12 protein-coding genes are annotated in these 11683 nt (G+C 30.0%); 2 read left to right on the top strand and 10 right to left on the bottom strand.

Features of this window, described 5'->3' with window-relative positions; all coding sequences use genetic code 11:
* The 3 genes from ACFDSN_RS07000 to recR form a co-directional block, all read right to left on the bottom strand.
* The coding region (locus ACFDSN_RS07000) for a biotin/lipoyl-containing protein (RefSeq protein WP_375239128.1) at window positions 1–464 on the bottom strand (464 nt) is incomplete at its 3' end.
* 100 nt (window positions 465–564) lie between these two features.
* On the bottom strand, window positions 565–1662 hold the full coding sequence (locus ACFDSN_RS06995; RefSeq protein WP_375239127.1) for a glycosyltransferase family 2 protein: 1098 nt from the start codon (window positions 1660–1662) through the stop codon (window positions 565–567).
* Window positions 1663–1672: 10 nt separating this feature from the next.
* Window positions 1673–2290, bottom strand: a complete 618-nt coding sequence (recR, locus tag ACFDSN_RS06990; RefSeq protein ID WP_375239126.1) for a recombination mediator RecR — start codon at window positions 2288–2290, stop codon at window positions 1673–1675.
* A gap of 115 nt (window positions 2291–2405) precedes the next feature.
* On the opposite strand from recR, the gene ACFDSN_RS06985 reads away from it, so the two are divergent.
* On the top strand, window positions 2406–3866 hold the full coding sequence (locus ACFDSN_RS06985; RefSeq protein ID WP_375239125.1) for a sodium:solute symporter: 1461 nt from the start codon (window positions 2406–2408) through the stop codon (window positions 3864–3866).
* Between the two features lie 19 nt (window positions 3867–3885).
* Here the strand turns inward: ACFDSN_RS06985 and ACFDSN_RS06980 are convergent, their stop codons facing one another.
* Window positions 3886–4248, bottom strand: coding sequence for a CoA-binding protein (locus ACFDSN_RS06980; RefSeq protein ID WP_375239124.1), 363 nt, complete (start codon window positions 4246–4248; stop codon window positions 3886–3888).
* Between the two features lie 266 nt (window positions 4249–4514).
* The gene (locus ACFDSN_RS06975; RefSeq protein ID WP_375239123.1) at window positions 4515–5525 is read right to left on the bottom strand and encodes a 3-oxoacyl-ACP synthase III family protein; all 1011 of its coding nucleotides are present in this window, start codon (window positions 5523–5525) and stop codon (window positions 4515–4517) included.
* Between the two features lie 310 nt (window positions 5526–5835).
* Between ACFDSN_RS06975 and htpG the strand changes: the two genes are divergently transcribed.
* On the top strand, window positions 5836–7752 hold the full coding sequence (gene htpG / locus ACFDSN_RS06970) for a molecular chaperone HtpG (protein WP_375239145.1): 1917 nt from the start codon (window positions 5836–5838) through the stop codon (window positions 7750–7752).
* Between the two features lie 86 nt (window positions 7753–7838).
* On the opposite strand, the gene trxB is transcribed toward htpG, so the two are convergent.
* From trxB to ACFDSN_RS06945, 5 genes are all read right to left on the bottom strand, one after another.
* Window positions 7839–8822 (bottom strand): thioredoxin-disulfide reductase, encoded by a 984-nt coding sequence (gene trxB / locus ACFDSN_RS06965; protein ID WP_375239122.1) that lies wholly within the window; start codon window positions 8820–8822, stop codon window positions 7839–7841.
* Between the two features lie 177 nt (window positions 8823–8999).
* Window positions 9000–9824 (bottom strand): hypothetical protein, encoded by an 825-nt coding sequence (locus tag ACFDSN_RS06960; RefSeq protein WP_375239121.1) that lies wholly within the window; start codon window positions 9822–9824, stop codon window positions 9000–9002.
* A gap of 19 nt (window positions 9825–9843) precedes the next feature.
* On the bottom strand, window positions 9844–10716 hold the full coding sequence (locus ACFDSN_RS06955; protein WP_375239120.1) for a hypothetical protein: 873 nt from the start codon (window positions 10714–10716) through the stop codon (window positions 9844–9846).
* A gap of 12 nt (window positions 10717–10728) precedes the next feature.
* Window positions 10729–11070 carry a hypothetical protein gene (locus tag ACFDSN_RS06950; protein ID WP_375239119.1) on the bottom strand — a complete coding sequence of 114 codons (342 nt, stop codon included), beginning with the start codon at window positions 11068–11070 and terminating at the stop codon, window positions 10729–10731.
* Window positions 11071–11079: 9 nt separating this feature from the next.
* Window positions 11080–11683 (bottom strand): hypothetical protein (locus tag ACFDSN_RS06945; protein WP_375239118.1); only part of this gene is annotated, 604 nt, incomplete at its 5' end.

Below are 11683 nucleotides of genomic sequence, written 5' to 3'. Positions count from 1 at the left end.
GTAACACGACCATCTTTTCCTGTACCATTTATAGCATCTAATTCTGTTTGAGAAACGCCTTCTTCTTTAGCCATGTTTTTTACTAATGGCGAATAAAAACGATCTTCAGAATTTTCTATAGCTACAGTTTCTTTAGCTGTTTCAATAGCTTCCTCAACTACTTTTACAGCTTCAGGTTGTGGCGCAGCATCTTTAACTACTGCTGTTACTGCAACATCTCCACCTTCAGTTTCAATTACTGCAATAGTATCTCCAACTTGAACTACATCATCTACTTCAAATAGACGTTCTACTAAAACACCATCTACTTCACTTGGAACTTCACTATCTACTTTATCTGTGGCAATCTCTAAAACTGCCTCATCTGCTTCAATTGTATCTCCAACTTCTTTTAACCATGAAGTAATTGTTGCTTCTGCAACGCTTTCTCCCATTTTTGGTAACTTAAGTTCAAATCTTGCCATATTACTAATTTAGACTGTGTTTTGGTATTAAAGTTTGTAAAATTAATAAAAAAATAGTGATTAAATTACATCATCTATATTAATTTACATTTATTTCTTTTTAAAAATGAAGTATTTCACCTCTATTCTCGGAATTTTGACTTCCTAAAATAAAGTTAGATTTTTTAGGTAATATTTTAAAACTGACTGATTTTTGTTGTTCTGAATTACGCATCAATCGAATTACATCACTAAAAAAAAGATAATTAACGTCTAAAATATATTCTGTACTTGATTTAAAAACATTAATATCTTTTGAAACTAAAATAGACTCTCTTAATGCTATTTGAAGTTTTGGCACTAATTTATTAGAAATAAGTATGTAATTATTAACAACTGTATTTAATGCTTTAGGCCTTTTACTTATTAGTTTAGCTACTTGTATTCCAAGCCACACCAAAACATTAGTAAACACATTAGATTTAAAGTGCGATTTATAGAAGATTTGCATTGCTCCAAAAAAGCGTTTTGCATAAATCTTATCTTTTAAAGTACTTTCTCCTTTAAAATGAATGATAGTGGTTTCTCCAAAATAGTAATTATTAAATCCTGCTTTTTCAATTTTATACGATAAATCAATATCTTCACCATACATAAAGTAACGTTCATCAAAACCTCCAACTTTACTGTAAACTTCTTGTTTCAACAACATAAAGGCACCTACAAAAATAGATACTTTTCCTATTTCATCTTTTTTTAAATGGTTAGCATAATACGAGTCTGAGTTACCCAAAAGCTTTTTTAATGCCACTTTTGGTGTTGGAACATTTCGTTTGCTTTCTGGTAAATACTGACCTTTTCCATCTATTAATTGACAACCTACAATTCCTAAATTATTTTTAGTCTCTGCAAATTCTAATAATTTAGTAAACGTATCTTCTGCTATAACTGTATCTGGATTTAAAACACAAAGATATTCACCTTTAGCCACTTTTACTGCTTGATTATTGGCTTTAGAAAACCCTACATTTTCTGTATTTTGAATCCATCTAACATTAGGAAAATGAGTTTCTACCATTAATCGACTTTCGTCTTTAGAATTATTATCTATTACAATAATTTCTGCATCAATATTAGAAATAGCAGCTTCAACACTTTGCAAACACAATTGCAAAAAATACTGAACATTATAATTTAAAATAATTACGGAAAGTTTCATAATACAGTTATTATGATTTTAGAGAATTTTCAAACGGAATTCTATTTAAAATACTTCGTCCTAAAGTAATTTCATCTGCATATTCTAATTCATCACCAACCGAAATTCCTCTTGCAATAGTACTTGTTTCAACGTTATAAGATTGAATTTGTTTAAAAATATAGAAATTTGTAGTATCTCCTTCCATAGTTGGACTTAAAGCAAAAATCAATTCTTTTACTTGTCCTGTTTTTACCTTTTCCACTAAAGACACAATATTTAAATCGTGTGGACCAACTCCATCCATAGGAGAAATTTTTCCGCCTAAAACATGATACAACCCTTTGAAACTACTTGTACTTTCTATTGCCATTACATCGCGAATATCTTCAACCACACAAATAATATCTTTTGTTCTTTTATGACTTGAGCAAATTTCGCAAACAGCAACATCGCTAATATTATGGCAAGAATTGCAAAACATTAAATCATTACGCATTACGTTTAAAGCAGTTGTTAATTCTGTTGTTTGCTCTTTTGGCTGGCGCAACATATGCAATACTAAACGCAAAGCTGTACGCTTACCAATTCCTGGTAATTGAGACACCTCATTAACTGCGTTTTGTAATAATTTTGAAGAAAATTCCATAGTAGCGAAATTAATACTTAGTCTGCAATTTCACTAATTTAGAATCCTTAAAGTGATTTTATGCTTTAAAATTAGAAGTTATTTGTATTTTTCCACTTAGAAAGATTTTAAATTTATGACACCAACTCAAATTATAGGTTTAATTGCCACATACTTTATTGTATTAATTATTATTTCTTACCTAACAGGAAAAGAAGACTCTAACGCTGCTTTTTTTAAAGCCAACAAATCCGCACCTTGGTATTTAGTTGCTTTTGGAATGATTGGCGCATCGCTTTCTGGTGTTACTTTTATATCTGTTCCTGGATTAATTAAAGGACAACAATTTGCTTATATGCAAGGTGTTTTTGGTTTTTTTGTAGGTTATTTAATTGTCGCTTTTGTATTACTACCATTATATTATAAAATGAATGTAACTTCTATTTACGAATATTTAGAAGAGCGTTTTGGCACAAAAACATATAAAACCGGTGCGTTTTTCTTCTTACTATCTCGTGTTACTGGCGCAGCTTTTAGACTCTTTTTAGTTGCTCTAGCAATGCAATACATTGTTTTTGAAAGTATTGGTGTTCCTTTTTGGCTAACTGTAGTAATATCCATTTCTATGATTTGGCTTTATACAAACAAAGGTGGAATCAAAACAATTATTTGGACAGACACATTACAAACATTAGCTATGCTAACTTGTGTTATTGTCTCAATAGTTCTAATAGTTCAAAAATTAGATGGCGGATTCTCAGACATTATAAATGATATAAGCTTTAAGGAAAAATCTAAAATTTTCTTTTTTGAAGATTTTAATAGTAAAATTTATTTCTGGAAATATTTTATTGGTGGCGCTTTCATTACAATTGCAATGACTGGACTAGATCAAGATATGATGCAGAAAAACTTAGCTTGCAAGAATACAAAGGAAGCCAAGAAAAATATGTTATCTATGTCTTTCCTTTTAGTTATAGTAAACTTAGTGTTTTTAACTTTGGGTGCATTACTATTTATCTATTCTGAACAACTAGGTATTAGCATTCCAACATTAGATGGAAAAGAACGAACTGATTTACTTTTCCCTGAAATAGCAATGAATCAAAAATTAGGAACTGGACTTGCTATAACGTTTATTATTGGACTAATTGCAGCCGCATACAGTAGTGCAGATTCTGCGTTAACATCTTTAACGACATCATTTTCTATCGATTTTTTAGATATAAAAAATAAACCTATTGAATTACAAAAACCAATTCGTAAAAAAACTCACATTGGTGTTTCTTTAGTTCTAATTATAGTTGTTTTAATATTTAACACCTTGGATGGAAGTGTTGTTTCTAACCTTTTTACGTTTGCAACATTTACCTACGGACCTTTATTAGGACTATTTGCTTTTGGAATATTAACTAAAAGACAAATTAAGGATCAATTTTCTTGGATTGTAGGTTTGGCATCTATAGGAATAACATATTTTATTTCTCAGCTACCTAAAGATGTTATTGGAGATTATTTATTTCATTGGGAATTACTTCCAATAAATGGTTTAATTACTATTATTGGATTATTTATAATAAGTAATAAGAACAAATAATTTTATTCTATCAAATTATTTAATATTGATTTGTAGCTAACAAGACTAAAGTGCAAGCAATTTCTGTTTCAATATTATTCTTTTCTAATAGCTTATAGAATTCTGGGTTCTCTGTTCCTGGATTAAAAATAACACGTTTTGGATTTAGAGAGATAATGTATTCATAATGATCTTCCTGTCGTTTTGAATTAAGATACAAAGTAACCGTATGTACTTCTTTAAAAAGTAATTGTTCAGTTTCAATAGTAACAGATTCTACTTCGCCTTTTCTTAAACCCAAAGCAATAGTTTCTATCTTTTTATTTTTAAGTGATTTTATTGCCTTATTAGAATAACGTTCTGGGTTTATTGATGCGCCAATAACCAAAGTCTTCTTTTCCATATTATTAAATTGTATTAACTTTTATAATTTCATTTTTTTAAGAAAACATTAAGCAAAACTGTTAAATAGCTGTTAAATACTGATTATCAGCGCAATAAAATTCATTTTCAAGCGTCTTAATAATAACGCAACTAATAAATTATTACAGATCGTTTGAATTAGTCTTCTTAACAAACTGCAAATACTTCATTATACAAAGTGTTAATCGACAAAATCGCCAAATCCTTACAGATTTGGCGTTTTTATATTTTATATACTTTTACTTTTTACCACTTAATAATAACACTTCCCCAAGTAAACCCAGATCCAAACGCTGCCAAAACAACATTATCACCTTCTTTAATTTTACTTTCTTCCCAAGCTTCGCATAAAGCTATTGGAATTGAAGCAGCAGTTGTGTTACCGTATTTCTGAATATTATTAAAAACCTGATCGTTACTTAAACCAAACTTCTTTTGTATAAACTGTGCTATACGCAAATTAGCCTGATGCGGAATTAACATATCTATAGCTTCTTTATCTAAATTGTTTTTAGCTAAACCTTCCATAATCACTTCACTAAAACGAACTACTGCATTTTTAAACACAAATTGACCATTCATATGAGGAAAATAACTTTCATCATTTGGATCATTATCTGCTAAAATATCATTAACCCAACGTTTTCCCATTCCTGGAGCCACTAAAACTAATTCCTCGGCGTGTTCTCCTTGAGAATGCAAATGCGTAGATAAAATCCCTTTATCATTATTTTCTTCGCGAGTTAAAACAGCTGCGCCTGCGCCATCTCCAAAAATAACAGAAACACCTCTTCCACGTGTGGTTTTATCTAATCCGTGCGAGTGCAACTCACTACCAATAACTAGAATATTTTTATACATTCCTGTTTTAATAAAATTATCTGCAACAGAAATAGCGTACACAAAACCAGAACATTGATTCCTAACATCTAAAGCGCCAACAGTTTTAATATCTAAAGCGTGCTGAACTTGTACACCTGGACCAGGAAAATACATATCTGGACTTAAGGTTGCAAAAATGATAAAATCTATATCGTTTTTATCTATTCCCGCACGTTCTATTGCTTGTTTTGCTGCTTTTGTTCCCATTGTAGCAGTTGTATCTCCACTGCCATCTTTTACCCATCTACGTTCTTTTATACCTGTTCTTTCGGTAATCCATTCGTCGTTGGTATCCATAAGTGTAGATAAATCAGCATTTGTTACCACATTATCTGGAACATATTTACCTAAACCTATTATTTTTGAGTTGTACATAAATTATATTTTTTGATTTCTTTAAATACAGAAACCTAACTATTGGTTTAACAAAGCTAAATTACAAAATTTATAATTTTAATACTTTTTAATTAACATTTTCTATGGTAGATAAATTTAATAAACCTGATCTCTTATTTTTTCATAACAAAAAATGTCACTTTGTCACTTTTTATCAAATGGCATTTTTGTTGCCTATTAGTGTTAAGGTTATCGATCAGGTTTTGTAACGTGATTTGATTTCAATTCAAAAATTAAGTTCAACAACAAACAGATTCCTGCCTACGCAGGAATGAAAATAAAGCAAACTATGGCAGCAGGAAAAATTAATGTTTCAGTAGAAAACATTTTCCCATTAATTAAAAAATTCCTTTACTCTGATCACGAAATATTTTTACGTGAATTAATTAGTAATGGTACAGACGCAACTTTAAAACTAAAGCATTTAACTACTATTGGCGAGAGTAAAGCTGAATACGGTAACCCAGTTATTGAAATTAAAGTAGATAAAGCTGGTAAAAAACTTCATATTATAGATCAAGGTCTTGGTATGACAGCTGATGAAGTTGAAAAATACATTAACCAAGTGGCTTTTTCTGGAGCCGAAGAGTTTTTAGACAAGTATAAAGATTCTGCTAAAGATTCTGGAATTATTGGTCATTTTGGTCTTGGATTCTACTCTGCGTTTATGGTTGCAGAAAAAGTAGAAATCCTTACAAAATCTCATAAAGAAAATACTGTTGGTGCACATTGGACTTGCGATGGTTCTCCTGAATTTACTTTAGTAGAATCTGACAAAACGACTCGTGGAACAGAAATTATTTTACATATTGCTGAGGATTCTGTAGAGTTTTTAGAAGACGCTAAAATCACTGAGCTTTTAACTAAGTACAATAAGTTTATGCCAGTTTCAATTAAATTTGGAACTAAGGAAATTAACGATCCAGAGCACGAACCTGCAACTATTACAGATAAAGACGGAAAGGAAACCAAAGAACCTCAACGTAAAATTACGGTTGACAATATTATAAACAACCCTAATCCAGCTTGGACTAAGCAACCTAGTGAATTAGAAGGCGAAGATTACACTAATTTTTACCGTGAGTTATATCCTACACAATTTGAAGAGCCACTTTTTAATATTCATTTAAATGTAGATTATCCGTTTAATCTTACTGGGATTTTATATTTCCCTAAGATGTCTAACGACATGAATATGCAAAAGGATAAAATTCAATTGTACCAAAATCAAGTATTTGTTACAGATAATGTTGAAGGTATTGTTCCAGAATTTTTAACAATGCTTCGTGGAGTGATTGATTCTCCAGATATTCCATTAAACGTATCACGTTCTTACTTACAGGCCGATGGTGCAGTAAAAAAGATATCGTCTTACATTTCTAAAAAAGTAGCAGACAAATTAAAATCGTTATTCAATACTAATCGTGAAGATTTTGAAGCTAAATGGAACGATATTAAGATTGTAATTGAATACGGAATGTTATCTGATGAGAAGTTCTTCGGAAAAGCAGAAGCTTTCGCATTATACCCAACAGTTGATGACACTTATTTTACATACGAAGAATTAATCGCTAAAATTAAAGACAATCAGACTGATAAAGACGGAAAAACTGTAGTGCTTTATGCAAGTAATAAAGATACACAACATACTTATATTGAAGCTGCTAAAGACAAAGGTTACGAAGTTTTATTATTAGATTCTCCAATTATTTCGCATTTAATGCAAAAATTAGAATCTACTAAAGAAAATATTACGTTTGCAAGAGTTGATGCAGATCATATTGATAAAATAATTGCTAAAGAAGAAACAACAATTTCTAAATTAGACGAAGCTCAAACCAAAGCTTTAGAAGAAGTTTTAAAAGCAGCTATTCCACAAGAAAAATTTATGGTTCAATTAGAAGCTATGGATAGTAACGCTACGCCTTTTATGGTAACACAACCTGAATTTATGCGTAGAATGAAAGAAATGCAAGCTTCTGGTGGCGGCGGAGGAATGTTTGGAATGGGTAATATGCCAGAAATGTATAACTTAATTGTAAATACAAATTCTGAGTTAGTTGGCGAAATTCTAAACAATACTGATAAAGACGCACAAAATCGTTTAATTACTCAAGGTTTAGACTTAGCTCGTTTAAGTCAAGGTCTACTTAAAGGAAAAGAATTAAGTGATTTTGTTAAACGCAGTTACGAGATGATTAAGTAACAAGCTAGACTTGTTTTAAAATAAAGACCACTAAAAAAGCCTCGAAAACATATGTTTTCGAGGCTTTTTATTATAATAAACTTATTCTAATTATAATTAGAAGTAGACACCTCAAAAGTAGCATCTTTAGCTGCTAAATAACGTTCTGCATCTAATGCTGCCATACAACCAGTTCCTGCAGCTGTAATAGCTTGTCTGTAAACGTGATCTGCTGCATCTCCACTTACAAAAACACCAGACACATTTGTTTTTGATGTTCCAGGTTGCTCGTATTTAATGTAACCTGTTTCATCTAAATGAATAAATCCTTTAAAAATATCTGTATTAGGTTTGTGTCCAATAGCTACAAAAAATCCTGTCGCAGGAATTTCTTGTGTTTCTTGTGTTTGGTTATTTTTAACTCTAACACCAGTAACGACTTGTCCATCTCCTAAAACCTCATCGGTTTCTGTATTAAATAAAATAGTTATATTTTCTGTGCTTTGAACACGAGCAGCCATTATTTTAGAAGCTCTAAACTCGTCTCTCCTTACTAACATTGTTACCTTTTTGCACAATTTAGATAAATAATGAGCCTCTTCACAAGCACTATCTCCTGCTCCAACAATTACAACTTCTTGATTTCTATAGAAAAACCCGTCGCAAACTGCACAAGCAGAAACTCCACCACCAAGTTTTAAATATTTTTGTTCAGAATCTAATCCTAAATATTTAGCACTTGCTCCTGTAGAAATAATTACCGTATCCGCATGAATCTCTTTTTCTTCGTTTACCCAAACCTTATGAATATCTCCAGAGAAATCAACTTTAGTAATCCAACCATTTCTTACATCTGTTTCAAAACGTTTGGCTTGACTTTCTAACTGCATCATCATTTCTGGACCAGTTACACCATCTGGATAACCTGGGAAATTCTCAACTTCGTTAGTTGTTGTTAATTGTCCTCCAGGTTGTGTTCCTTGATATAAAACAGGTCTCATATTTGCTCTTGCCGCGTATATTGCTGCTGTATAACCAGCAGGACCAGAACCTATAATTAGGCACTTTACTCTTTCTATTGTATCTGACATATTAATTAGATTGTATACTACAAAAGTAGCTTTTTTAAGTAAAAACTTACAATTGAATTATTAAAAGTTATCATATAGGTATAACAATAATTTATTGTTAAGCTTAACAACTTATATTAAGACAAAAAGCAATCTAAACTTAAGCAGTAATGTTATTTCGATTTGTTTATTATTGGATTAATTATCTTCTAATAAATATTCTGCTCCATTATATTTTAAAACAGACTTTGAATTGGTTAAAACATCTTTAGATTGGCAGTTATTATTTTCGTCTAAATAATTTTCCGTTTCTGTTACCTTTGTGCTTACCAGAATATTAAGAAAATTGTTTGAATATTCTTCAGTCATAATAAGGACTTTGTTTTGTAATACAAAGGTACCTAAACAATCTGTGTCCCATTCGCCACCATAATACATCGTCTCGTAATTATTTAATATTTTTTGCAACCCATTATCTTTTGTTTTAAGATAAAGTGATAGCTTTTCATTATCATAAGGGTTTGCTCTTGAGCTTCCTACAAAACTAACTCTAACACCAAATGCTCTTGTAGATGCAGCAACTAAATATGGAGCCGTATCTATTTTAATATCGGTTAACACAAGAGCATCTGACTCCAAACCATTGGTTTTAGTAGTTTCGAACAATTGATTTAAAATTTTTCCGGTTAAAGTTTCTACTATTAAAACATAACTATTAAGTCTAAAATAATGTTCGGCTTCCTCAACAATCTCTGGAATAACTATAATTGTTTCAGCTGGATTTATTGGATTTAATTTTTGTGCCACCAAACTAAGTTTACAATCTTCCTTTTCTAAATTTAAGTTTGTTAAAACAGTTTCCAAAAGGTTAAATACAATGGGATTGGAATCATCAGAAGCTGCTTCTTCTATATTATTTTCTTTAACTTCTAAAACAGGCCATTTGTTTTCTTCTACTTTTTTAGGTGTTGAAAAATCACATGATGACACCACAAAAAATGTTAGGATTATTATGTATTTCATTAACGTTACTTTAAGATTATTAGTTTTCCCTTTGAGACAACTTATAGTTAAACAAGGTATTAATTTTATACTTTTTATTTAGACTTGGATGTGTTATATGGGTTAGGCTACTTTGGATTTCTGATATACAAACGTCTGTGTATTTAGAACCTTTATAATAACTTACAGGAACCAACTTAACACTACTGTCTTTAGTAAAAACAGCATTTACTTTAAATTCTTGTATTAATGGCGTATCCAACAATTTAACTGTATTAATAAATACATTATCCATAAAAACATTAATAGTTTTTACTCTTCCATTTTCTGTAAATGTTTTTTCGGATTTCACGTAACCATTAACCAAACTTAATCTAAATGGATTAAGAATAGTATCTGTAGATTTTAACACCTCATCTAATGTATGTTCTGTATGATAAAAATGATCTTCATTTTTATCTAATTTTAAATAAATATCTAAAGTATCCGTCTCTTTAAACGCATAGGTTTTTAGATAACTGGCATCTGATAAATTCTTAATTGGATATTTAGCATTTTCTATATTTGCTGAAATATTAAAACTTAACAGATTTGAATATAACAAATCGGCTTCCGTACAACATCTACCAAACATTTTTTCTGACCAGATTTCTACTTCATCTTGGTTTTCTATTAGATAATAATTAAATATGTTTGATTTAGATTCTGAAAAATGTTTGATTTCTTCAATAGAAAAACTATCTATTGTTGCTAAAACCAAAGACTTAATTTCTTTAGGTTTTATAGAGTCAATCCTTGTCTTTAGAATATCCGTTTTGGACTTTATACTATTTTTAGTAGAATTTACCTCTTGCCCCTTTTTAGTGTTACAAGAAAAAAAACTAAATACTAAAAAAAACAATATATACTTCATACTTATTTTCTTTTAAATTACATCAATTACTTTTTCTAAAAAATAATGAATTACGCCTAAACCACAAGTGATTCCTAACATAGCAAACAATCTTACAAAAGCCGATTTAAAATTACTTTGTAACTTTTTTCTTAAATAAAATACGTCTAACAGAATATATAATAATGTTACAAAACCACCAAGAGGCAAGCCAATATAAACAAAGGCAAGATTATAAAGAAAGTTAAATAGTTTATTAAACCAACTTGTTTCTTCTAGAGGCAATCCTAATATAACAAGTAAGTAAGCAAAAGCACAAAGCACAGCTATTATTGTCCAAAAAAGATAATTTAAAATTCGTTTTAAAACTTTCATTATACGTTATTATTTAGGACATAAATTAATAATGGTATCTCGCTTAACTTCTCTTCCCTTTTGAAAAAAGATTAATTCTCCTCTATATTTTAAACTATCTGTTTTACAATTGGACACATTAAAATAGGCAAGCTGAAACGCATCGTAATTACTTAACGTTTCACTGCTAAATCCACCAGGATCTTCTTTATTATCTATAAAATGTTTTGTTCCATTATTAAATCCCCAAGCAGTTGTGTGTTTATAAAAACGTATGGTGTAATCTATAGTATTCTTATTTATTTTAGTGCTTCTAAATTTAAAAGCATCATTATTGCTTACAAATGGATCTTTAATTTCTTTTAAGATTTTATTTTTAATTGCCAAACGCAATGCAATAGTATCTTTTACAGGATGTTTAATTAAAAATAAATTAGGATATACTTTTGATGGTATAAATTCCATTTTTTGAAAAAATATTTTATTAATAAGCGTTGCTAATACAGTAAAACAAAGTATTAACAAACTAAAAAATCTTCTTCTTTTAGTACTTAAACTCCATTTAATTATTCTAAAACCTGCATACAATCCTAAAAGTACAACTAGTAATACCAGAAATAAAAGTACGTACTCC

The organism is Aurantibacter sp. (assembly GCF_042094015.1).
In the GTDB taxonomy this organism is placed as follows: Bacteria; Bacteroidota; Bacteroidia; order Flavobacteriales; family Flavobacteriaceae; genus Aurantibacter.
This window is presented reverse-complemented; position numbering and strand designations above follow the sequence as displayed.

Bases quoted from the DNA above. Each gene is read 5' to 3' on its own strand.
- ACFDSN_RS06995 (WP_375239127.1), bottom strand. From the start codon at position 1,662: ATGAAACTTTCCGTAATTATTTTAAATTATAATGTTCAGTATTTTTTG.
- recR (WP_375239126.1), bottom strand. From the start codon at position 2,290: ATGGAATTTTCTTCAAAATTATTACAAAACGCAGTTAATGAGGTGTCT.
- ACFDSN_RS06985 (WP_375239125.1), top strand. From the start codon at position 2,406: ATGACACCAACTCAAATTATAGGTTTAATTGCCACATACTTTATTGTA.
- ACFDSN_RS06980 (WP_375239124.1), bottom strand. From the start codon at position 4,248: ATGGAAAAGAAGACTTTGGTTATTGGCGCATCAATAAACCCAGAACGT.
- ACFDSN_RS06975 (WP_375239123.1), bottom strand. From the start codon at position 5,525: ATGTACAACTCAAAAATAATAGGTTTAGGTAAATATGTTCCAGATAAT.
- htpG (WP_375239145.1), top strand. From the start codon at position 5,836: ATGGCAGCAGGAAAAATTAATGTTTCAGTAGAAAACATTTTCCCATTA.
- trxB (WP_375239122.1), bottom strand. From the start codon at position 8,822: ATGTCAGATACAATAGAAAGAGTAAAGTGCCTAATTATAGGTTCTGGT.
- ACFDSN_RS06960 (WP_375239121.1), bottom strand. From the start codon at position 9,824: ATGAAATACATAATAATCCTAACATTTTTTGTGGTGTCATCATGTGAT.
- ACFDSN_RS06955 (WP_375239120.1), bottom strand. From the start codon at position 10,716: ATGAAGTATATATTGTTTTTTTTAGTATTTAGTTTTTTTTCTTGTAAC.
- ACFDSN_RS06950 (WP_375239119.1), bottom strand. From the start codon at position 11,070: ATGAAAGTTTTAAAACGAATTTTAAATTATCTTTTTTGGACAATAATA.